At 71.3% G+C, this 20,986-nt stretch carries 22 protein-coding genes and 1 tRNA gene; 19 read left to right on the forward strand and 4 right to left on the reverse strand.

Going from position 1 to position 20,986, the window contains the following annotated elements; all coding sequences use genetic code 11:
• The coding region (locus B1729_RS10620; protein WP_204318906.1) for an ATP phosphoribosyltransferase regulatory subunit at window positions 1-724 on the forward strand (724 nt) is incomplete at its 5' end.
• Window positions 725-751: 27 nt separating this feature from the next.
• On the opposite strand, the gene B1729_RS10625 is transcribed toward B1729_RS10620, so the two are convergent.
• A complete protein-coding gene (locus B1729_RS10625) occupies window positions 752-1,999 on the reverse strand; it encodes an amino acid permease (RefSeq protein WP_163618654.1) in 1,248 nt (415 codons plus the stop codon).
• Between the two features lie 76 nt (window positions 2,000-2,075).
• On the opposite strand from B1729_RS10625, the gene B1729_RS10630 reads away from it, so the two are divergent.
• Window positions 2,076-2,516 carry a YdeI/OmpD-associated family protein gene (locus tag B1729_RS10630; protein ID WP_163632677.1) on the forward strand — a complete coding sequence of 147 codons (441 nt, stop codon included), beginning with the start codon at window positions 2,076-2,078 and terminating at the stop codon, window positions 2,514-2,516.
• 66 nt (window positions 2,517-2,582) lie between these two features.
• The gene (locus B1729_RS10635) at window positions 2,583-3,401 is read left to right on the forward strand and encodes an SGNH/GDSL hydrolase family protein (protein WP_163618656.1); all 819 of its coding nucleotides are present in this window, start codon (window positions 2,583-2,585) and stop codon (window positions 3,399-3,401) included.
• A gap of 1 nt (window position 3,402) precedes the next feature.
• Here the strand turns inward: B1729_RS10635 and B1729_RS10640 are convergent, their stop codons facing one another.
• Window positions 3,403-3,951: a DUF4442 domain-containing protein gene (locus B1729_RS10640; protein ID WP_239526008.1), complete on the reverse strand. Its 549-nt coding sequence runs from the start codon at window positions 3,949-3,951 to the stop codon at window positions 3,403-3,405.
• Window positions 3,952-4,050: 99 nt separating this feature from the next.
• Between B1729_RS10640 and B1729_RS10645 the strand changes: the two genes are divergently transcribed.
• From B1729_RS10645 to B1729_RS10710, 14 genes are all read left to right on the forward strand, one after another.
• Window positions 4,051-4,422, forward strand: coding sequence for a GntR family transcriptional regulator (locus B1729_RS10645; protein WP_163618657.1), 372 nt, complete (start codon window positions 4,051-4,053; stop codon window positions 4,420-4,422).
• Window positions 4,400-5,422: a DUF1648 domain-containing protein gene (locus B1729_RS10650; protein WP_163632679.1), complete on the forward strand. Its 1,023-nt coding sequence runs from the start codon at window positions 4,400-4,402 to the stop codon at window positions 5,420-5,422. Before B1729_RS10645 ends, B1729_RS10650 begins: the two co-directional genes overlap by 23 nt.
• Window positions 5,423-5,453: 31 nt before the next feature.
• The gene (locus B1729_RS10655; protein WP_163618659.1) at window positions 5,454-6,140 is read left to right on the forward strand and encodes an O-methyltransferase; all 687 of its coding nucleotides are present in this window, start codon (window positions 5,454-5,456) and stop codon (window positions 6,138-6,140) included.
• 97 nt (window positions 6,141-6,237) lie between these two features.
• Window positions 6,238-7,518, forward strand: a complete 1,281-nt coding sequence (gene eno, locus B1729_RS10660) for a phosphopyruvate hydratase (protein WP_163618660.1) — start codon at window positions 6,238-6,240, stop codon at window positions 7,516-7,518.
• A 57-nt stretch (window positions 7,519-7,575) separates the two neighbouring features.
• Window positions 7,576-8,139 carry a septum formation initiator family protein gene (locus tag B1729_RS10665; RefSeq protein WP_239539596.1) on the forward strand — a complete coding sequence of 188 codons (564 nt, stop codon included), beginning with the start codon at window positions 7,576-7,578 and terminating at the stop codon, window positions 8,137-8,139.
• 94 nt (window positions 8,140-8,233) lie between these two features.
• Window positions 8,234-8,749 carry a DUF501 domain-containing protein gene (locus tag B1729_RS10670; protein WP_163632681.1) on the forward strand — a complete coding sequence of 172 codons (516 nt, stop codon included), beginning with the start codon at window positions 8,234-8,236 and terminating at the stop codon, window positions 8,747-8,749.
• Entirely contained in the window at window positions 8,746-10,026 is a 1,281-nt protein-coding gene (locus B1729_RS10675; protein ID WP_163618662.1) for a S8 family serine peptidase, read from the forward strand. Before B1729_RS10670 ends, B1729_RS10675 begins: the two co-directional genes overlap by 4 nt.
• 34 nt (window positions 10,027-10,060) lie before the next feature.
• Window positions 10,061-11,503 carry an FAD-dependent oxidoreductase gene (locus B1729_RS10680; RefSeq protein ID WP_163618701.1) on the forward strand — a complete coding sequence of 481 codons (1,443 nt, stop codon included), beginning with the start codon at window positions 10,061-10,063 and terminating at the stop codon, window positions 11,501-11,503.
• A 100-nt stretch (window positions 11,504-11,603) separates the two neighbouring features.
• Window positions 11,604-11,676: transfer RNA gene (locus B1729_RS10685), tRNA-Leu, on the forward strand.
• A gap of 68 nt (window positions 11,677-11,744) precedes the next feature.
• Window positions 11,745-11,909, forward strand: coding sequence for a hypothetical protein (locus B1729_RS10690; RefSeq protein ID WP_163618663.1), 165 nt, complete (start codon window positions 11,745-11,747; stop codon window positions 11,907-11,909).
• A gap of 109 nt (window positions 11,910-12,018) precedes the next feature.
• Window positions 12,019-13,248 (forward strand): alanine racemase, encoded by a 1,230-nt coding sequence (locus B1729_RS10695; RefSeq protein WP_163618664.1) that lies wholly within the window; start codon window positions 12,019-12,021, stop codon window positions 13,246-13,248.
• Entirely contained in the window at window positions 13,245-14,558 is a 1,314-nt protein-coding gene (locus B1729_RS10700; protein ID WP_163618665.1) for a D-arabinono-1,4-lactone oxidase, read from the forward strand. Before B1729_RS10695 ends, B1729_RS10700 begins: the two co-directional genes overlap by 4 nt.
• An 83-nt stretch (window positions 14,559-14,641) precedes the next feature.
• Window positions 14,642-15,208: a LemA family protein gene (locus B1729_RS10705; protein ID WP_163618666.1), complete on the forward strand. Its 567-nt coding sequence runs from the start codon at window positions 14,642-14,644 to the stop codon at window positions 15,206-15,208.
• Window positions 15,209-15,342: 134 nt separating this feature from the next.
• Window positions 15,343-16,440 carry a crosslink repair DNA glycosylase YcaQ family protein gene (locus B1729_RS10710; protein ID WP_163632683.1) on the forward strand — a complete coding sequence of 366 codons (1,098 nt, stop codon included), beginning with the start codon at window positions 15,343-15,345 and terminating at the stop codon, window positions 16,438-16,440.
• Between the two features lie 11 nt (window positions 16,441-16,451).
• Here B1729_RS10710 and B1729_RS10715 read toward each other — a convergent pair whose 3' ends face one another.
• Entirely contained in the window at window positions 16,452-17,807 is a 1,356-nt protein-coding gene (locus B1729_RS10715) for a crosslink repair DNA glycosylase YcaQ family protein (RefSeq protein ID WP_163618668.1), read from the reverse strand.
• 84 nt (window positions 17,808-17,891) lie between these two features.
• On the opposite strand from B1729_RS10715, the gene B1729_RS10720 reads away from it, so the two are divergent.
• Both B1729_RS10720 and ilvA read left to right on the forward strand, forming a co-directional pair.
• Entirely contained in the window at window positions 17,892-19,097 is a 1,206-nt protein-coding gene (locus tag B1729_RS10720; RefSeq protein ID WP_163618669.1) for an AI-2E family transporter, read from the forward strand.
• Window positions 19,098-19,105: 8 nt separating this feature from the next.
• Window positions 19,106-20,392, forward strand: a complete 1,287-nt coding sequence (gene ilvA, locus B1729_RS10725) for a threonine ammonia-lyase (protein ID WP_239526024.1) — start codon at window positions 19,106-19,108, stop codon at window positions 20,390-20,392.
• A gap of 30 nt (window positions 20,393-20,422) precedes the next feature.
• Here the strand turns inward: ilvA and greA are convergent, their stop codons facing one another.
• Window positions 20,423-20,914: a transcription elongation factor GreA gene (gene greA, locus B1729_RS10730; RefSeq protein ID WP_163618670.1), complete on the reverse strand. Its 492-nt coding sequence runs from the start codon at window positions 20,912-20,914 to the stop codon at window positions 20,423-20,425.
• Window positions 20,915-20,986 lie beyond the last annotated feature (72 nt).

The raw sequence follows: 20,986 nt of genomic DNA on the forward strand, positions 1-20,986 counted from the left end.
GGCTCAGGGATCGGACTCGGCTCAGGGATCGGACTCGGCTGCGGGGTCGGACTCGGCTGCGGGGTCGGACTCGGCTGAGGGATCGGACTCGGCGGCGATCGATGCGTTGGAGGCGTTCCTGCGCCGCCCGGTGACCCTCGATTACCACCCGTACGGTGAGCGCCAGATCCGCAAGGCGCTGCCGGCGGACGCGCCCGACGACATCGTCGCGCACCTCGTCGGCATCGGCGAGGCGGTGGCTGCGGCACGTGCCGCTGTCGCCACCGAGAGCGGCGCCGGCGACATCCCGCTGGTGTTCGACCCGTTCCTGGTGCGGGGCATGGGCTACTACACCGGCACGATCCTGGAGCTCGCCCACCCCTCCGTCGACTACTCGCTCGGCGGCGGTGGTCGCTACGACGGCATGATCGGCCGCTTCCTCGGGCAGGATGTGCCCGCGGTCGGCTTCTCGATCGGCTTCGAGCGCATCGTCGACCTGGTGGCCGAGCAGACGGATGCCGCAGCCCCGGCCGTCGTGCTGGTCCACGATCGCGACGTGCCCGAGGCCGAGCTGCTCGCCCTGAAGGCCGCGCTGGTGCGACAGGGTTCGCGGGTGCGCCTGGAGCAGCGCACGAAGAACCTCAAGGCGCTGCTCGAGCGCGCGGCATCCGACGGCTACACCGCCTTCGCGACGGTCGCGGCGGGCACGACCGCCGCGGCGCTCGAGGTGAAGCCGCTCACCTGACGGGTTCCGCCGGCGTAGGGCGCCGCGTCAGGCTCGCCGCCGGAGCCTGACCGCGCGGTAGGCGATGCCGGCGGCGACGACGACCACGCCGCCCACGACGGACTGCCAGGGCAGCGTCACGGCGAGGACGAGGCATCCGATCGCCCCGACGAGCTGCAGCGCCGCCGGGTAGCGCCGCGCCTCGCCGCGCTGACGCCGCGCCGCGACGTTCGCCACGAAGTAGTACAGCAGCACGCCGAACGACGAGAACCCGATCGCTCCGCGCAGGTCGATCAGTGCCACGAGCACCACCACGACCGCGCCCACGGCGATCTCGGCCCGCAGCGGCACGTGCGTGCGGGGATGCACTCGATCGAGGAACCGGGGCAGATCGGCTTCACGCGACATGGCGAACGTGGTGCGGCTCACACCGGCGATGAGCGCGAGCAGGGCCCCGAGCGACGCGGCCGCGGCGCCCACCCGGACGACCGTGCCGATCCATGTCCATCCCGATCGCACCGCCGCCTCCGCCACCGGCTCTGTCGACGCGGCGACGCCGGCGGGACCCAGCGCGCTCAGCACCGCGACGGCGACCACGGCGTACACCGCGAGCGCGATGAGGAACGCGATCACGATGGCCCGCGGAATCACCCGGCGGGGATCGCGGACCTCTTCGCCCATGGTCGCGATGCGGGCGTAGCCGGCGAACGCGAAGAACAGCAGGCCGGCGGACTGCAGGATGCCGTAGCCGCCGCCCGCCCACAGGGTCTCGGCGGTCAGCCACTCCGGCATCGCGCCCGCCGAGAGCGCCGCCGTGATCCCTGCGGCGAGCGCGCCGAGCGAGACCACGACGATCACCCGGGCGGCGCCCGCCGTGCGCGTCACGCCGAATCCGTTCACGGCCGTGAGCACGACCACCGCCGCGACCGCGACCGGTCGCTCCCACCCGCTCGGAGCGGCGTAGGCGGCGAAGGTCAGCGCCATGGCGGCGCAGCTGGCGATCTTGCCGACCACGAAGCCCCAGCCCGCGATGTACCCCCACCAGGGACCCAGCTCCGCCCGACCGTAGGCATAGGTGCCGCCGGACGTCGGGTGCGCGGCGGCGAGCTGCGCGGACGAGGTCGCGTTGCCGAAGGCGACGACCGCCGCGATCGCCAGGCCGATCAGCAGCCCGGTGCCCGCGGCATCCGCCGCCGGCGCCCACACCGCGAACACGCCGGCGCCGATCATCGAGCCGAGGCCGATGAACACGGCGTCGCCGAGACCGAGGCGGCGCTGGAGTGAGGGGGATGTCACGGGCGAACTTTAGCGCGCGCGGACGAACGGCGGATCCGGGGTTCACGAGACGCCTGCCGACCGCCAGGATGATGCCATGACGCTGCAGATCCACACCGTGCTGGTGCCGTTCGGGCCGGCAACCGCGATCGAGCTGACCGACGCGCAGGTGGCGGAACTCCGCGGCGGCAAGCGGGCCGCGGTCGTGGTCGGCATCGGCGGGCGCTCTGCACGGGTGCGCCTCGCCGTGATGGACGGCCGGAACGTCATCGGGCTCTCGAAGGCGGTGCGCGCCGACCTGCGCGTCGAGATCGGCGACGAAGTGGACGCGACCGTCGCACTCGACACGGAGGAGCGCGACGTCGAGGTTCCGGCGGACCTCGCCACAGCCCTGGACGCCAGCGGTGTGCGCCCCGCATTCGACGCGCTGTCGCTCAGCCGGCGCAAGGAGCTCGCGCGCTCCGTGTCGGAAGCCCAGCGCCCCGAGACCCGCGAGCGCCGCATCGCGGCCGTGCTGGGAGCGCTCGCGGGCGCCTGACCGCCCGAACCCCGCGCGTCACCGGGGTGACGGCATCCGTTCACCCGCGTGTTGTGGCATGTCGGCATGTCCCGCGTGCGTGACCTCTCGCCCGCTGCCGTCGCCGCGGCCTCGGCCGGCGCCGTGCTCGGTGCCGGGCTCATCGTGTTCGGCGGCCGGGCAGTGCTGGCGCGGCAGGCAGCGCTGGCGCGTCGCCGGATCGGCAAGCCGCTGGGGGAGGAGGCGCTGGACGCCGACCGCGTGTGGGCCCGTCGCTTCGGAGGCGAGCCGATCGAGCTCGTCGTGCTCGGAGACTCGATCGCCGCGGGGCTGGGTGCCGAGCGCCGCAAGGACACCCTGGGCGCCCGGCTCGCGAAGGGGCTCGCGCGCAGGACGCAGCGGCCGGTGCGGCTGCGGACGGCGGCGATAGTCGGAGCGGAGTCGTCGGTGCTCGACGACCAGGTCGACGCCCTGCCCGCCGACTACGTGCCGGACGCGGCGGTGATCGTGGTGGGCGGCAACGACATCACCCACCGTGTGCCCGTGACGACCTCGGTCGCCCACCTCGAGAAGGCGATCCTGCGGCTGCGCGCGCGGGGCGCTGTCGTGGTCGTGGGAACGTGCCCCGATCTGGGCGCCCTGCGCCCGGTGCCGCAGCCCCTGCGGGCGCTCGGCTCGCGGCTGTCGCGCCAACTCGCCGAAGCACAGGCCGAGGCTGCATCGCGGTGCGGAGCGCGCCCGGTGTCGCTGCGTCGAGCGGTGGGCCCGTTCTTCGTGACCCAGCCGGACGAGATGTTCAGTCTCGACCGGTTCCATCCGAGCGCGCTGGGGTACCGGCGGACCGCCGAGGCGCTGCTGCCCGCGATACTCAAGGAGCTGACCGCGGCGCGCGCGCTGGTGGAGTGACCTACGGCTGCCGCGCCGACTGACGCTCGCCCGACTCGGCGCCCGACTCGGACAACGGCGCGGGAACCGGCGACGAGACGCTCGTCGTAGCCGCGGTGACGCGCTTCTTCTCGCGCACGTACACCTCGCGCCGCACCCTCGCGACGACGTCGCCCGCGGCATCCGTGATGTCGGTCTCGAACCATTCGAGCACCTTCGCGCCGCCTCGAGCGCGTTCGCGCAGCTCCTCGGCCTTCTTGCGCGGCACCTCGAAGCGCGCCGTGAGCACCCCGCGTCCGGGCTTCAGGAACTCGATCTCGCCGCGCGTGTCCCAGACGACGTAGTCGCGCCCGAGCTGGTGCATGACGAGCATGAAGAAGTACGGGTCGGTCATCGCCGACATCGATCCGCCGAACGCCGTCTTGACGTAGTTGCGGGTGACGACGTTGACGTGCAGTTCGACGGTGGCGCTCGTCCAGTCGTCGGCGAACCTCTTCACGCGGATGCCGCTGCACAGGTTGGGGATCCACAGGCTCATGCCGAGAGCGAGGCGTCGGGGAGTCACACGCATGGTTTTCAGCATGGCCGAGGACGCGTGAGCCGGGAATTCGATTGGGCGATCTCCACAAATGGTTCCGGTACTTGTTCTAGTGCTAGTAGAGTTAGCGTCATGCTGGTTCGCATTGATCCCGAGAGCGAAGCGCCCTTGTTCGCGCAGATCGCCGCATCCGTCCGAGCGGATGCCGCGGCCGGCCGGGTGCGCCCGGGAGACCGGTTGCCGGCAGCCCGTGATATCGCCGCCGCCCTGGGGGTGAACGTGCACACCGTGCTGCACGCCTACCAGGACCTGCGCGATGAAGGTCTCGTCGAACTGCGGCGCGGCCGCGGCGCGGTCGTCACCGGGCAGGCCGCGACCCTCGAGACGCTTCACCACGACATCCAGGACCTCGTCGCGCGGGCGCACGCGGCGGGGCTGCCGCCCGACGCACTCGCCGCCCTCGTGAAGGAGATCGCGACCCATGACAACCGCACACCCGGCTGACCGCCCCGACCCCGTTGTTCGTCGCTTCCTCCTGGTCGCGGTGGGGATGCCCATCGTGCTCGTCGCGATCGGCGTCGCCGTGCAGCTGGTGCTGCTGCCGCAGGTGCCGGCGACGATCGCGACCCACTGGAACGGCGCCGGCGAAGCGGACGGCTTCGCACCCGCCTGGACGCAGCCGCTGGCGACCGCGGCATTCGGCCTCGGCATCCCGGCGCTCATCGCGCTGACGACGCTGCCGGGGCTCCGTCGCGGAGAACGGGGCGTGACATACCGGCTGATGGGCGCAACCGCCGCGGCGACCTCGGCACTGACGACGGTGGCGTTCACGTGGACCTTCGCAGCACAGGCGGCGTCCCTCAACGCGGCGAATCCGCCCTCCATATGGCTGCCCCTCGCTGGCTCGCTCGTGGCAGCTGTCGCCGTCGGTGTGGCCGCTTGGTACGCGCAGCCGCCGCAGGATGCGATGGATGCCGCAGTCCGGCCCGCTGTCCCGCTGGCGCTTGGCACCAGTGAACGCGCTGTGTGGGTGCGCGCCACAGCCATGAGCACGGGCGCTGCCGTGGGGATCTTAGCCGCGGTGCTCGCCGTCGCCGTCGCGGCTGTCGTGGCGTGGACGACGGGTGCGCAGATCGGCCTCGCATGGCTGCTCACCGGCCTCGCGCTGCTGCTCCTGGCCTTCGCTGCCACGACGCTGGCGTTCCACGTCCGCGTCGACGACAGCGGGCTGCACGTCGACTCGGTGCTCGGCATCCCGCGATTCCACGTGCCGCTCGCCGACATCGAGTCGGCCGCGCGCGTCGACGTGAACCCGATGGGCGAGTTCGGCGGCTGGGGGCTGCGGCTGTCGACCGGCCGGCGCTTCGGAGTCGTGCTGCGCTCCGGCGAGGCGATCGAGGTGCTCCGCCGCAGCGGCAAGCGTTTCGTCGTGACCGTCGACGACGCCGACACCGGCGCCGCACTGCTCGAGACCCTGGTCAGCCGGGCGGCCTCGAGGCCTTGACGCCCGGTCGGCGGGCGGATTGGCTGAGGAGATGGCTGAACCCGCACCCGACACCTGGCCGACTCCCGAGAAGTGGTCGCGCGTGGACGCGTACCTGACCGAGCTGCTGGTCGGTCACGATCCGGATCTCGAGCGGGCGGTCGCCGATCAGGAGCGCGCCGGGCTCCCGGCGATCGAGGTCGCGCCCGTCAACGGCAAGCTGCTGCATCTCATGGCACGCATATCGGGCGCCCGCCGGGTGCTCGAGGTGGGGACGCTGGCCGCATACTCGACGATCTGGCTGGCCCGCGGCATCCCGCGCGACGGCCGTGTCGTGACGATCGAGGCGGAGCCGCGCAACGCCGAGCTCGCCCGAGCCAACCTCGAGCGTGCGGGCGTCGGCGACAAGGTCGAGATCCGGCTCGGCCGCGGCGCCGACGTGCTGCCCACCCTCGCCGGCGACGAGCCGTTCGACCTGGTCTTCATCGACGCCGACAAGGAATCCAACACGATCTACCTCGACTGGGCGGCGCGGCTGGGACGGCCGGGCACGGTCGTGATGGTCGACAACACCGTGCGCGGCGGCGAGGTCGCCAATCCCGCGACCGAGAATCCGCAGATCATCGGTGTGCAGCGCGGTCTCGAGATGCTCGGCCGTGACCCCCGCTTCGATGCGACGGCCATCCAGACGCTCGACGCCAAGGGCTATGACGGCATCGCCATCGCGCTGGTCGTCTGACGGACGAAGGTCGTCGTCACAACGCGGTGGCGGGTCACTAGGCTGAGGGGCGGACCGACGACGCTCCAGCGAATCACCCTAAGCAAGGAGAACCCCTGTGGCACAGATCGAGGCTGTAGGCGCCCGCGAGATCCTCGACTCGCGTGGAAACCCGACTGTCGAGGTGGAGGTGCTGCTGGACGATGGCATCGTCCAGCGTGCGGCCGTGCCGTCCGGCGCGTCGACCGGCGCTTTCGAGGCGTATGAGCTGCGCGACGGCGACAAGAGCCGCTACAGCGGCAAGGGCGTCCTGAAGGCCGTCGCGGCCGTCATCGACGAGCTCGGTCCGGCCATCGAGGGTGTCGAGGCGAGCGAGCAGCGCGTCATCGACGAGATCCTCATCGCCACCGACGGCACCGAGAACAAGTCGCGTTGCGGCGCGAACGCCATCCTCGGCGTCTCGCTCGCGGTGGCCAAGGCGGCCGCGGACTCGGCCGACCTGCCCCTCTTCCGCTACCTGGGCGGCCCGAACGCGCACGTCCTGCCCGTCCCACTGTTCAACGTGATCAACGGTGGGCAGCACGCCGACAACGGGATCGACTTCCAGGAGTTCTTCCTCGCCCCCATCGGCGCGGAGACGTACACCGAGGCGCTCCGCTGGGGCACCGAGGTCTACCACGTCCTCAAGGGCGAGCTGAAGGCCGCCGGCTTCGCCACCGGGCTCGGCGACGAGGGCGGCTTCGCGCCCGACCTCCCGAACAACCGCGAGGGCCTCGACTTCCTGATCCAGGCGATCGAGAAGGCAGGCTTCACCCCGGGCACGGACATCGGCGTCGGACTCGACGTCGCCGCGAGCGAGTTCTTCGAGGACGGCGTCTACACCGTCGAGGGCAACCCGTGGTCGGCCGAGAAGCTGACCGATTACTTCGCCGACCTCGTCGCGAACTACCCCGTCGTCACGATCGAGGACGCCCTCGACGAGGATGACTGGGACGCGTGGAAGGTTCTCACCGACAAGATCGGCTCGCAGGTGCAGCTGGTCGGCGACGACCTCTTCGTCACCAACCCCACCCGCCTGCAGAAGGGCATCGACCTCGGGGTCGGCAACGCGCTGCTGGTGAAGGTCAACCAGATCGGCACGCTGTCCGAGACGCTCGACGCCATCGCCCTGGCCACCCAGAACGGCTACCGCTCGATGCTGTCGCACCGCTCGGGCGAGACCGAGGACACCACGATCGCCGACCTGGCAGTCGCCGTCAACGCGGGTCAGATCAAGACCGGCGCGCCCGCTCGCAGCGAGCGCGTCGCGAAATACAATCAGCTTCTGCGCATCGAAGAGGAGCTCGGCGAGGCCGCGGTGTTCGCGGGCCGTGGAGCCTTCCCCCGGTTCAAGGGCTGATGCGCTGACAGCGTGAGAAGTCGCGCCGCAGGGCGAGCGCGTAGGGAAGGGGGAGCCGTGGCCAAGACGACGGCTCCCCCTTCTCGTACTCCGAGAGCGACCTCTTCCGCCGCCGCGGCGCGCCGACGGCCCGTCAGCGGACGGCGCCCCGTCGATGTGCGGGGATGGCTCGGCGGCATCCGTCTCTCGGGCTTCATGGTCATCATGATGGGCCTGGTCGTGCTCGCCGCCTTCGTTCTCGTGCCGACGATCGGCACCTACGTCGACCAGCGTCAGCAGGTGGCCGCCCTCGAGGCGGCGGTGCAGCTCAGCCGCGACGAGGTCGCCGACCTCGAGTCGCAGCGCGAGCGGTGGCAGGACCCCGCCTACATCACGACGCAGGCGCGCGAGCGGCTGTACTACGTCCAGCCCGGCGAGGTCGTCTACCTCGTCGACGACGATCTGCCGCCCGAACTCGAGCCCCAGGAGCAGGAGCCGGTGAGCGACGAGCTCCAGGCCGCCGACGCGGACTGGATGGCGAAGCTGATGTGCTCCGTGACCGAGGCCGGGCTCGCGCAGACGGTGGCGCCGGTGACGGTGGGCGTGCCCGATCCCGAACCCTCGCCCACGCCGACGCCGTGAATGACGGCGACCGGCACGGCCCGCTCGGCCGCCACCCGGTCCAGCACCGTCCCAGGTGCCGCCGGTACCCTGGGCCCGACCAAGGAGCTGCTCTGTGACGACCCCGCCGTACCCCCCTGTCAGCGATGCCGACCTCGCCGTGCTTCGCGAACAGCTCGGTCGCCCGGCGCGCGGAGTCGTCGGGATCGCCGCGCGCTGCGTGTGCGGCAACCCCACCGTGGTGGCCACCTCTCCCCGGCTTCCCGACGGCACGCCGTTCCCCACGTTCTACTACCTCACCCACCCCGCCGCGACCGCCGCGATGTCGGTCCTCGAAGCCGACCACGTGATGCGCGCGCTCTCGGATCTGCTGTCCGACGAAGAGGTCGCCGCCGCCTACCGGCTCGCCCACGAGGCGTACCTCGGCGACCGCTCGGCCTTCGGCGAGGTGGAGGAGATCGCCGGCATCTCGGCGGGCGGCATGCCGACACGCGTCAAGTGCCTGCACGCGCTCGCCGGGCACGCGCTCGCCGCCGGTCCGGGAGTCAATCCGATCGGCGACCGCGCGCTCGCGCTGTCGTCCTGGTCGCCCGAGCGCTGCGTCTGCGCCGAGCCGGGGTCCAGCGGATGATCCGCCGGCTGGTCGCGGTCGTCGCCTCGGCGACCGTCGCTGCGGCTCTCGTCGTCGCGGCCCCGGCGACAGCCGTGGCGGCACCGGCGCCCGCCGGGGAAGACCCGGTGCGCGCCGCCGAGTACTGGCTCGCCGGCTACGGCATCGAGAAGGCGTGGGAGACCACGCGCGGCGCCGGCGTCAAGGTCGCCGTCATCGACACCGGCATCGGCCGTGGGCCCGTGGAACTGGACGGCGCTGTCGCCGGCGGCACGGATGTCTCCGGTGCCGGCTCGTCCGACGGACGAACGCCCCTGGGCACGGTCGACAGCGATCACGGCAGCTGGGTCGCCTCCCTCGCGGCGGGGCGGGGCACGGGGCCGGACACGGGCATGATCGGCGTCGCCCCCGAGGCGCAGCTGCTGTCGGTGTCGGTCGCCTTCGGATCGTCGGCGAAGCGGCCGTTCTCCGACCAGATCGCGGACGCGATCCGCTGGTCGGTCGACAACGGCGCCGACGTCATCAACATGTCGCTCACCACGAACGTGCCGGACTGGCCCGAGAGCTGGGACGATGCGTTCCTCTATGCGTTCGATCACGACGTCGTCATCGTGGTGGCCGCCGGCAACCGGGGAAGTGGCACCACCCGCGTCGGCGCGCCGGCGACCATCCCGGGCGTGCTGACCGTCGGCGGTGTCGACCGCTCCGGAAAAGCGAGCGTCGACGCGTCCACACAGGGCATCACGATCGGCGTGTCGGCGCCGAGCGAAGAGCTCATCGGCGTCTCGGCCGATTCCACCCTCGTCTCGTGGGACGGCACGAGCGGCGCCGCGCCGATCGTCGCCGGGATCGCGGCGCTCGTGCGGGCGGCGCACCCCGAACTCGACGCGGCGAACGTCATCAACCGCATCGTCAAGACCGCCCGACCCGTCGGCGAGGACCCCCAGACCCGGCTGCTGTACGGCTTCGGACTGGTGGATGCCGCAGCCGCCGTCTCGGCGAGCGTACCCAGCGTGACGGCCAACCCGATGGGCAGCCTCGAGGACTGGGTGCGGCTGTATCGCCGGGCGCCCGTCGCGCCGACGCCCGAGGCGCCGGCGCCCGCCGCGGAGGTGCCGCCACTGCCCGAAGCCGATGCGCCCACGCGGGTCACCTCGCCGATGCTGCCCGATCGGGACACCGTGCTCTACGGCACCCTGCCGCTCCTCTTGGCCACAGCGACGGCTATACTGGTGGCGCTCGGCGTCACCGCTGCTGTCCGACGCATCCGATTGGCGTCCCGCGCGCCGAGCCGCTGACACAGGAGGAGTACTCCAAACCGTGACCAACACCGTGCCCAAGATCCTCATCGTCGGTGGCGGATACGCAGGCTTCTACACGGCCTGGAAGCTCGAGAAGCATCTGCGCAGGGGCGAGGCGGACGTGACGATCGTCGATCCGCTTCCCTACATGACCTACCAGCCGTTCCTCCCTGAGGTCGCGGCCGGCTCGATCGAGGCGCGCCACTCCGTCGTGGCTCTGCGCCGCCACCTCAAGCGCACCAACGTCGTCGCCGCCAAGGTGACCGGCATCAACCACGCCGGCAAGGTCGCCACGATCACCCCGATCGCGGGCGAGCCGTACGAGTTCGAGTACGACCAGATCGTGGTCACCGCGGGCGCCGTGTCGCGCACGTTCCCGATCCCGGGGATCGCCGACAACGCGATCGGCCTGAAGACGATCGAAGAGGCCGTCGCGATCCGCGACAAGCTGATGTCGAACTTCGACAAGGCGTCGACGCTTCCCCCGGGTCCGGACCGCGACCGGCTGCTGACCGTCGTGGTGGTCGGCGGCGGGTTCGCCGGCATCGAGGTGTTCGCCGAGCTGCGCTCGCTCGCCTCGTCGCTGGTCAAGAGCTACCCCCAGATCACATTCGACGACACGCACTTCCACCTCATCGAGGCCATGAGCCGCATCATGCCCGAGGTGTCGCTGAAGACGAGCGAGTGGGTGCTCAAGAACCTCGCCCAGCGCGGCGCCTCGGTGCACCTCGACACGCAGGTGACCGGTGCCGTGGGCGGCAACATCGAGCTCTCCACGGGCGAGACGATCCCGAGCGACCTCATCATCTGGACCGCCGGCGTCATGGCGAACCCCACGGTGGTGCGCGGCGGCGACCTTCCCGTCGAGGAGCGTGGTCGCATCCGCACCCGCGCCGACCTGCGGGTGGGCAGCGAGGACGAGATCGTCGAGGGCGCCTGGGCGGCCGGCGACGTGTCCGCCGTGCCCGACCTCACCGGCGGCGGGGTGGGCGGCTACTGCGTCCCCAACGCTCAGCACGCGGTGCGCCAGGCGAAGCTGCTCGCGAAGAACCTCGTGGGCGTGCTGCGCGGCGAGCTGCCGCGCGAGTACTACCACAAGAACCTCGGCGCCGTCGCGGGCCTCGGACTCTGGGTCGGCGTGTTCCAGTCCGGCAAACTCGCGCTCAAGGGCCCCATCGCCTGGCTCGCCCACCGTGGCTACCACGGTCTGGCGATGCCGTCGTGGGAGCGCAAGTGGCGCGTGCTGTGGGGCTGGTGGAACAACTTCTGGCTCGGCCGCGACATGGTGAACCTGTCGACGGTGCAGAGCCCGCGTTACGTCTTCGAAGAGTTCGCGGCGCGTCCGCGTCCGCCGCAGCCCGTCGAGGCCCCGGCGGAGCAGGCGGCCCCGGCTGCCCCGGCCAAGAAGGCTCCCGCGCGCAAGGCGCCGGCGAAGGCCGCTGCGGCCGACGCCGGAAAGGTCGCCGCCAACTGACGTCGCACGGTCTCGCGCTCTCTCGGAGCGCCCCGGCCCGCCGCAGGCTCGTCTGAGAAGATGAGCCTGCGGCGTTCGTGTTCCCGGCGGACCGCGATCCGCCCCCGTAGCCCAATGGCAGAGGCAGGCGACTTAAAATCGCTTCAGTCTGGGTTCGAATCCCAGCGGGGGCACCGGCTGACCCCTCCCGATCGTCGAGAAGACGCGCTAACCTGGGCAAAAGTGCCGAAGGAGCCCCGACATGAGCGGCAACAGCACGGAGGACCGAGGCGCGAGCGGGCGCGAAGCACCCAGGAGCGGATGGTGGTGGAAGCTCACCGCCCTGTTCATGGGCGCGCCGCCGATCGCTGTCTGGGGCGCCGAGGAAGAGGTCGAACAGGAGCGCGCCTCGAAGCCGAAGGACTGAGGCACGCCCGTCGCCTGTCGCGCGCCGACCAGCGGCATCGGAGACGGTCGTGGGAGGCGTCCTCCGCACTCTAGGCTGGTGCGATGCGCACGCACCCGAAGCGAGCCGTATGAGTCTCGATCTGCTGTCCACACCCAGGACGACGAAGCCCTGGGCCCACCCCGCCTCCTACTGGGACGCGATGACCGCTGCCCTCGCCGAGGTCAGCGGCCCCGTCGCCGCCATCAACGCCGAGGCCCTCCGCTACAACGCCCTCGACCTCGTCGTGCGCGCCGGCGGTGTCCCGATCCGCGTCGCGAGCAAGTCCGTGCGCGTGCGCGAAGTCCTCGACGCGGTTCTCGCTCTGCCGGGCTACGGCGGCATCCTCGCCTTCACGCTTCCCGAGGCGCTGTGGCTCGCCGAGACCACGGACGACATCGTGCTGGGCTACCCGACGACCGATCGCGCGGCGATCGCGGCCCTCGCGGCCGACGAGGCCGCCGCAGCGCGGGTCACCCTGATGGTCGACGACCTCGCACAGCTCGACCTCGTCGACGCCATCGCGGCCCCGGGCACGCGTTCCGAGATCCGTGTCGCGATCGACGCCGACGCCTCCTGGCGGGCTCCTGGCCTCGGCCACATCGGGGTGCTGCGCTCGCCCGTGCATGAGGCGGGGGAGGTCGCCGCCCTGGCGCGCGCGATCGCCGCGCGCCCCGGGTTCCGGCTGGTCGGCCTGATGATGTACGAAGCCCAGATCGCCGGTCAGGGCGATGCGACGGGATCTGGTGATGCCGTCATCCGGTGGATGCAGCGTCGCTCGGCGTCCGAGCTTCTCGACCGCCGCGCCGCGATCGTCGCCGCCCTGCACGACATCGCGCCCCTGGAGTTCGTCAACGGGGGTGGGACCGGATCGCTCGAGCTGACGGCATCCGATCAGTCCGTCACCGAGGTGACCGCCGGCAGCGGTCTGCTGGCCGGCCACCTGTTCGACGGCTACCGCGCGTTCGATCCCGCGCCGGCCGCGGCGTTCGCCCTCGAGGTCGTGCGCAAGCCGGCGCCCGACGTCGCCACCGTGCTCGGCGGCGGGTGGATCGCGTCCGGTCCCGCACTCGAGTCGCGTCAGCCGCGCGCCGTGTCGCCCGCGGGGCTGCGCATGGCACCGCGTGAAGGTGCCGGCGAAGTGCAGACTCCGCTGCGTGGCGACGCGGCGCGCGCCCTTCGCGTGGGCGACCGCGTGTGGTTCCGCCATTCCAAGAGCGGCGAGCTCGCCGAGCGCGTCCTCAGCTACCACCTGGTCGACGGGGACGCCCGCGTGGGGGAGCTGCCGACGTACCGCGGCGAGGGGAAGGCGTTCCTGTGACGCGCCCGGGCGGCATATGGCGCAACTGGGCGAGGACGGAGTCGGTACGGCCTCAGCGTGTGGAGTTCCCGCCGACGGTTGCGGCGGTGCAGCGCGCCGTGGTCGCCGCTGCGGCTCAGCACATCCCCATCAAGGCGGTGGGCGCCGGTCACAGCTTCACCGGCATCGCCGTCGCACCCGGCGCGCTGCTCGAGCTGCGAGACCTCAGCGGCCTCGTCTCGGTCGACGTCGACCGTGGCCGCGTGACGCTCCTCGCCGGCACGCGCCTGCACCGCGTGCCCGCGCTCCTGGCGCCTTTCGGTCTCGCGATGGAGAACCTGGGCGACATCGACCGCCAGTCGATCGCCGGGGCGATCTCGACCGGCACACACGGCACCGGCGCCCGCTTCGGCGGCCTCGCGGCCCAGGTGGTGGGTGCGACGCTGGTGACGGCATCCGGCGATCTCCTCACCGTGAACGAGGATGAGAACCCCGAACTGGTGCCCGCCGTGGCACTCGGACTCGGCGCGCTCGGGATCCTGGTGGACGTCACGCTGCAGTGCGTGCCGGCGTACGTGCTGCACGCGATGGAGCAGCCCGAGTCTCTCGACGAGGTGCTGACGGCGCTCGACGAGCGCGTCGCGGCCGCTGACCACTTCGAGTTCTACTGGTTCCCCCACACCGACCGCGCGATGACGAAGACCAACACCCGGCTGCCCGAGAGCGCCCCTCGGCATCCGCTCGCTCCGGTCGGCAAGTGGATAGACGACACCCTCGTCGGCAGCGGCCTGCACCAGATCGCCTGCTCGACCGGTCGCGCGATCCCCGCGCTCGTGCCCACCATCAACCGCGTGTCGGCGAGGATCTGGGGTGACCGGGAGTTCACGGATGCCTCCGCCCGCGTGTTCGCGACCAGTCGGTCCGTGCGGTTCCGTGAGATGGAGTACGCCCTGCCGGCGGCCAACGTCCGCCCTGCCTTCGAGGCGCTCCGCGCTCTGATCGACGATCGCGGATGGCGCATCGGGTTCCCGGTCGAGGTGCGATTCGCGGCGGCCGACGACCGCTGGCTGTCGACCGCCCACGGGCGTGCGTCGGGCTACATCGCGGTTCACCGGTACTGGCGTGAGGATCCCACGGAGTACTTCGAGGAGGTCGAGCAGCTCATGCTCGCGTTCGGGGGGCGTCCGCACTGGGGCAAGATGCACACCCTCGACGCGGCGGCTCTGCGTGAGCGGCATCCGCGCTTCGACGACTTCGTCGCGCTGCGCGACCGCCTCGACCCGGAGCGGCTGTTCCGCAACCCGTATCTCGACCGCGTCCTCGGTGGGTAACGGCTGAGAGTCCCGGGATCGCCATCATGTGCGGTGGGCGTGCGTCGGTAGGATGAGGTCACTACCGAACGGAGCCTCGGCACATGGAATGGCTGATCCCAGTCCTTATCGTGGTGGCGCTCGCCGTCATCGTGGGCATCTATCTCTGGGCGACGTACAACTCGCTCGTCCAGCTGAACGTGCGCGTCGACGAGGCGTGGAGCGACATCACCGTCCAGCTCAAGCGTCGAGCGGACCTGCTGCCGAATCTCATCGAGGTGGTAAAGGGCTACGCCACGCACGAGAAGGCGGTCTTCGAACGCGTGACGCAGGCGCGCGCCGACACGCTGTCTGCCACCGGCCCGGCTGAGGCGGGGGCCGCCGAGGGGCGCATGCAGCAGGCGCTGAAGTCCCTGTTCGCCGTCGCCGAGGCATACCCGCAGCTGCAGGCGAGCCAGAACTTCCTCCAGCTGCAGCAGTCGATCGTCGACACCGAAGACAAGATCCAGGCTTCCCGCCGCTTCTACAACGGCGGTGTGCGCGAGTTGAACACCAAGATCAAGGTCTTCCCGAACAACCTGTTCGCGCGGAACCTCGGCTTCTTCGAGCGCGAGTTCTTCGAGGTCATCGACGGTGCCGCGATCTCGGAGCCGCCGCGCGTGCAGTTTTGACGCGACTCGGATCAATGCGAGCGCCGGCGAGTGTTGACGCGAGTCGGGTCAAGGGTGAGCGAGCGAAGCGAGTCGAAACACCCGCCGCAACCTCTATCGACGTGGATGTCGCATCCCGCCGGTAGCGTCGAGGCGTGACAGTCCGGCTGACGCGTGACGAGGCGCGCCGCATCGCGTTGCGCGGCCAGCTGCTGACGGCCGAGCGTCCCGGGGGCATCGTCGAGACCATCGACGCGCTCACGATCGTGAACATCGAGCCGACCGCGGCGGTGGCGCCCAGTGCCGATCTGATCCTGTGGAGCCGGCTCGGCTGGCCCTACGAGCCTGCCGACCTCGTGCGGCTGGTGGAAGAGGACCGCGCCGTGTTCGAGTGGGGCGGCTTCTATCGCGCCATGACCGATCTTCCGCTCCTGCTGCCCGAGATGCGGCGCCGGCCTGAGTCGGCGCAGGCACGGGACTGGCTTGCGGCGAATGACGTGTTCCGGCGTGAGGTGATGGCGCGCCTCCGTGCCGAGGGGCCCTTGCGTGCGAGTGACATCCCCGATGCCGCTCAGGTGTCGTGGCGTTCGTCGGGGTGGACGAACAACCGCAATTCGCTGCAGCTGCTCGAGATGCTCGTGCTGTGCGGAGACGTGGCCATCTCGTCGAGGGACTCTGCGGGGCGTCTGTTCGACGTCGCCGACCGCGTGTATCCCGCCGACGTGCCGATCCTCGGCGACGAGGAGGCGGCCCGCGAGCGGGCGGAGCGCCGGCTCGCATCGCTCGGCATCGCCCGCGCGAAGGGCGTCGCCCAGTCGCTGGAGCCGATCGACGTCGGCGTGCTCGGCGAGGAGGCCGTCGTCGACGGGACGGAGGGCACCTGGCGGGTGGATGCCGACGCACTCAGCGCGCTCGACGGCTTCACGCCGCGCACCGCGCTGCTGTCACCCTTCGACCGCCTCGTGTTCGACCGTCGCCGACTGGAGGACATCTTCGGGTACGAGTATCTGCTCGAGATGTACAAGCCCGCCGCGAAGCGCCGATGGGGTTATTTCGCGCTGCCGATCCTGCACGGCGATCGCTTCATCGGCAAGCTCGACGCCAAGAGCGACCGCAAGGCCGGGGTGCTCCGGGTGCACGCGGTCCACGAAGACGAGCCGTTCACGGATGAGATCCGCCGGGCGGTGGATGCCGAGATCCAGGATCTCGCCCGCTGGCTCGGGCTCGACGTCGTCGGGTCGCCCGCCGCCTGACGAGCCGGCCGTCAGTTCGCCAGTTGCTCGACGCGGCGATCGGCGCTGCGAGACCGCGCTCCGGCATCCGGCTCATCGGTGCCGGGTTCCTCGGTGCCGGGTTCATCGGTGGCGAGCGCCACAGGCTCTGCGGGTCCGGCATCATGGCGCGAGGCCTCGCGCATCACGCGGGCGAGGTCTTCGACCGCATCGCCCCACCGTGAGATCGAGATCGACTCCAGCCCCTGCCAGTGCGCCGCGAGCCGCAGTTCGTCGGCGAGGCGGGGTGCGGCATCCGCGGGTCGTCCGTGCTCCCACCAGGCCGACTGGACCCGGAGCGTCGACGCCGCGCGGTCGGCCTTGAGATCGACGCGGCCGACGACGTCGTCGTCGATGAGGACGGGCAGCGAGTAATAGCCGAACCGGCGCTGAGCTGCCGGCGTGTAGATCTCGATGCGGTACTCGAAGTCGAAGAGGCGCTCGGCGCGATCGCGGAACCACACCACCGGGTCGAACGGCGTGAGGATCGCCGCGGCGCGGATGCGACGCGGCACCACGGCGTCGGCGTGCAGCCAGGCCTTGGCGGGGCGGCCCGCGCTGGTCCATCCCTCCACGGCCACCGGGTGCAGCTCGCCCGCGTCCGTGAGGTCGTCCAAGGCCGCCGTCACCGCCTTGCGGTCGGCGATGCGCCAGTAGTCGGCGATGTCGGCCGCCGTCGCGACCCCGTATGCGCGGGTGGCGCGCCGCACCAATTCGCGCAGCGCGTCGTCGCGGGGCACCGGGGCGTCGAGCACCTCGCGCGGGATCACCTGCTCGGCGAGGGCGTAGCGTCGCTCGAATCCGCGACGGCCGGCGATCGCCACCTCGCCGAACAGCCACATGTACTCGAGTGCGTGCTTGACGACATCCCAGTCCCACCAGGGTCCGCGGGCGCCCTTCTTCGCGTCATGCTCGATCTGAGCCGGGCGGAGCGGGCCTCGCTCGGCGAGCTCGGCACGCACCCAGTCGACGATCTCGCTATGGGTGTCGAACCAGCCACCGGGCTGCGAGCCGTACTTGGCGCGCATCGCCTGCATGCGGAAGTCGAAGAGTCCCCAGTCGTCAGCGGGGATGAACGCGGCGACGTGCGCCCAGTACTCGACGTACGGCGATCGCCGCGCGAACAGCAGGCGGTCGAGCGCGGCGGTGTCGTAGGCGCCGACGCGCGAGAACAGCGGCATGTAGTGCGAGCGGGCGAAGACATTCACGGAGTCGATCTGCAGCGTCGCCATGCGCGTGAGCGCGCCGTTGAGCTGCCGCGTCCCCGCGGTGGCCGGCCGTGGGCGCGCGAACCCCTGGGCGGCGAGCGCGACGCGGCGCGCTTCCGCGGCGCTGAGGGAGGACTTCACGCGCGCCAGCCTAGCCAGCGGCTCCGACATCCCACCGGGCGCCTTCATGACCGGTGCGGAATGCGACGCGCCTAGACTGGGCGAATGAGCACTGGGCGTACGAGCGGCTCCGACGACAAGCCCCGCAGCTCCCTGTTCGATGCGGTGCGCGACCGCAGCCGGGTGGTCTCGACCGAGACCTCCGCCGCCGTGCCGCGCGGCCTGCGCGTCGCGACCGCGTACTCCTGGCGGGTGATCGTCGTCGCCGCGGCGATCGGCATCGTCGTCTGGCTCGTGATCCAGCTGAAGCTGCTCGTGATCCCGCTGCTCATCGCGATCCTGATCACCGCGCTCCTGTGGCCGACCTTCGCGTGGATGCTGCGCCGGCGCGTTCCCCGCTGGCTCGCCATCGTCATCTCCGTCGTCGGCACCCTGGCCATCGTGACCGGGCTCCTCTGGCTCGTGGTCTGGCAGATCATGCGGCAGTGGGACTCCGTGCGGGCCAGCACCGTCGCCGCCATCGGCCAGTTCCGGCAGTACCTCATCGACGGGCCGCTGGATCTGAGCTCCGAGCAGATCGACGACCTCCTCGATCAGGGCTGGATCTTCATCCAGGAGCAGGCTGAGCTGCTGTGGTCGGGCGCGCTGGCGATCGGCTCCACCATCGGCCACGTCGTCACCGGCGCCGTGCTGGCGTTCTTCATCCTGCTGTGCCTGCTCGCCGACGGTGCCGGCATCTGGCGGTGGACGCTGCGGCTCTTCCCGAAGAAGGCCCGGCCCGCCGCAGACGGCTCCGGACGCGCCGGCTGGGTCACCGTCGTCAACTACGCGCGGACGCAGCTGCTCGTCGCGACGATCGACGCCATCGGCATCGGCCTCGGTGCGGCTCTCCTCGGCGTCCCGCTGGCCATCCCCGTCGCCGTCCTGGTCTTCCTCGGCGCGTTCGTGCCGATCGTCGGCGCCGTGGTGACCGGCACCGTGGCGGTGTTCCTCGCGCTCGTCTACAACGGGCCCTGGATCGCCCTGTGGATGCTCGTCGTCGTGCTGGGCGTGCAGCAGCTCGAGGGCCATGTCCTCCAGCCGCTGCTCATGGGCTCGGCCGTCAAGGTGCACCCACTCGCGGTCGTGCTCGTCGTGGCAGGCGGTGCGATGATCGCCGGCATCCCCGGCGCGCTGTTCGCCGTCCCGCTCGCGGCGTTCGTCAACGTCGTCGCCGTCTATCTCGCAGAACGCGCGTGGGAGACTGGAGCCAAACCCTCCGGCGACCTCATCTGGAGCACCGTTCCGCGGCAGAGGAGAGTCCGCCCGTGACCACCGCCATGTTTTCCGCAGGACCCGCCGGCTCCGCTGCGGCCGCCGACGACGCGGTCTCCTCCGCGTCGTCGGTGCCCACCCTCGCCGATTTCGAGGACGCCAGGGCAACCCTCGAGGGTGTCATCGCCCACACGCCGCTCGACGAGTCCCAGCACCTGTCCGACGTCCTCGGCGTGCCGGTGCATCTCAAGCTCGAGAACCTGCAGCGCACCGGGTCGTTCAAGATCCGCGGCGCGACGTACCGTCTCTCCCGGCTGACGGCCGAGGAGCGCGCGCGCGGAGTCGTCGCCGCCTCTGCCGGCAACCACGCGCAGGGCGTGGCGCTCGCGGCCAAGGCTCTCGGCATCCGCGCCACGATCTTCATGCCGCTGGGCGTGCCGGTGCCCAAACTGCTCGCCACTCGCGGCTACGGCGCCGATGTCGTGCTCGAGGGGGCGACCGTCGAGACGCCGCTGCGGATGGCGGCCGAGTTCGCCGAGCGCACCGGTGCCGTCTTCATCCATCCGTTCGACCACCACGACGTCATCGCCGGCCAGGGCACGCTGGGCCTGGAGCTCATGGACGAGCTGCCCGATCTCGACACGATCGTGCTGGGCATCGGCGGGGGAGGGCTCATCGCGGGCGTGGCGGCGGCCGTGAAGGCCCGCGCGGACGCCGAGGGCCGCACGGTGCGGGTGATCGGCGTGCAGGCGGCGAACTCCGCCGCATATCCGCCGTCGCTCGAGGCGGGGCACCCGCTCGAGGTGCCCACCCTGCCCACGATCGCCGACGGCATCGCCGTGGCACGGCCGGGCGACCTGCCCTTCGAGATCATCCGGGATCTGGTGGACGAGGTGGTGACCGTCACCGAGGACGACATCGCCCGCGCCCTCCTCGTGCTTCTCGAGCGCGCCAAGCAGGTCGTCGAGCCGGCGGGCGCCGTCGGAGTGGCCGCGATCCTCGCCGGCAAGGTCGTCGCCGACGGCCCGACCGTGACCGTGCTGTCCGGCGGCAACATCGACCCGCTGCTGCTGCAGCGCGTCGTCGCGCACGGGCTGTCGGCATCCGGTCGGTACATGACCCTGCGCATCCCGCTGCCGGATCGCCCCGGTCAGCTGGCGCAGGTGTCGGAGCTGCTGGCGATCGCCGGGGCGAACGTCATCGAGGTGCTGCACACCCGCCACGGCCAAGGGCTGCAGATCAGCGAGGTGATCCTGCAGCTGAGCGTCGAGACGCGCGGTGAGGAGCACCGCGCGCACGTCATCTCGGTGCTCGAAGGCGCCGGCTACGCGCCGACCGTCGTTCCCGACTGACGCGCCGCGCGCGCCCGTCGGGATGCGAGGTCACTGGCCGTTGTAGGTCTCGACCTTGACGATCTCGACGGAGATCTCGCGCCCGTTCGGAGCGGTGTACGAGGTCTTCTCGCCCTCCTTGCGGCCGAGGATCGCGGTGCCCAGCGGCGAGGCCTCGCTGTAGACGTCGAGCTCGGAGCCGACGGCGATCTCGCGGTTGCCGAGGAGGAAGACCTCTTCGCCGCCGGCGATGACCGCCGTGATGACGGTGCCGGGCTCGACCACACCGGTGCTCTGCGGAGCCTCGCTCACCGTGGCGGTCTTCAGCAGATGCTGGAGCGTCCGGATGCGGGCCTCCTGCTTGCCCTGCTCGTCCTTGGCGGCGTGGTAGCCGCCGTTCTCCTTGAGGTCGCCTTCTTCGCGTGCGGCCTCGATGCGCTTGGCGATCTCCTCGCGGCCGGTCGTCGACAGGTGCTCGAGCTCGGCGGCCAGGCGGTCGTACGCGTCCTGGGTGAGGAAGGTCACGGGGGCGTCGGTGGACACGGCTGACTCCTTCGTTGGGCCCGGCAAGCGTGCGGCACGGGCATAAACCGAACGCCCCGGCTCACGGCCAGG

The organism is Microbacterium sp. B35-04 (genome assembly GCF_010634885.1).
Lineage (GTDB): Bacteria > Actinomycetota > Actinomycetes > Actinomycetales > Microbacteriaceae > Microbacterium.

Bases quoted from the DNA above. Each gene is read 5' to 3' on its own strand.
- B1729_RS10675 (WP_163618662.1), top strand. From the start codon at position 8,746: ATGATCCGCCGGCTGGTCGCGGTCGTCGCCTCGGCGACCGTCGCTGCG.
- B1729_RS10690 (WP_163618663.1), top strand. From the start codon at position 11,745: ATGAGCGGCAACAGCACGGAGGACCGAGGCGCGAGCGGGCGCGAAGCA.
- B1729_RS10650 (WP_163632679.1), top strand. From the start codon at position 4,400: ATGACAACCGCACACCCGGCTGACCGCCCCGACCCCGTTGTTCGTCGC.
- B1729_RS10630 (WP_163632677.1), top strand. From the start codon at position 2,076: ATGACGCTGCAGATCCACACCGTGCTGGTGCCGTTCGGGCCGGCAACC.
- B1729_RS10635 (WP_163618656.1), top strand. From the start codon at position 2,583: ATGTCCCGCGTGCGTGACCTCTCGCCCGCTGCCGTCGCCGCGGCCTCG.
- B1729_RS10655 (WP_163618659.1), top strand. From the start codon at position 5,454: ATGGCTGAACCCGCACCCGACACCTGGCCGACTCCCGAGAAGTGGTCG.
- B1729_RS10705 (WP_163618666.1), top strand. From the start codon at position 14,642: ATGGAATGGCTGATCCCAGTCCTTATCGTGGTGGCGCTCGCCGTCATC.
- B1729_RS10645 (WP_163618657.1), top strand. From the start codon at position 4,051: ATGCTGGTTCGCATTGATCCCGAGAGCGAAGCGCCCTTGTTCGCGCAG.
- ilvA (WP_239526024.1), top strand. From the start codon at position 19,106: ATGTTTTCCGCAGGACCCGCCGGCTCCGCTGCGGCCGCCGACGACGCG.
- B1729_RS10720 (WP_163618669.1), top strand. From the start codon at position 17,892: ATGAGCACTGGGCGTACGAGCGGCTCCGACGACAAGCCCCGCAGCTCC.
- B1729_RS10640 (WP_239526008.1), bottom strand. From the start codon at position 3,951: ATGCGTGTGACTCCCCGACGCCTCGCTCTCGGCATGAGCCTGTGGATC.
- B1729_RS10695 (WP_163618664.1), top strand. From the start codon at position 12,019: ATGAGTCTCGATCTGCTGTCCACACCCAGGACGACGAAGCCCTGGGCC.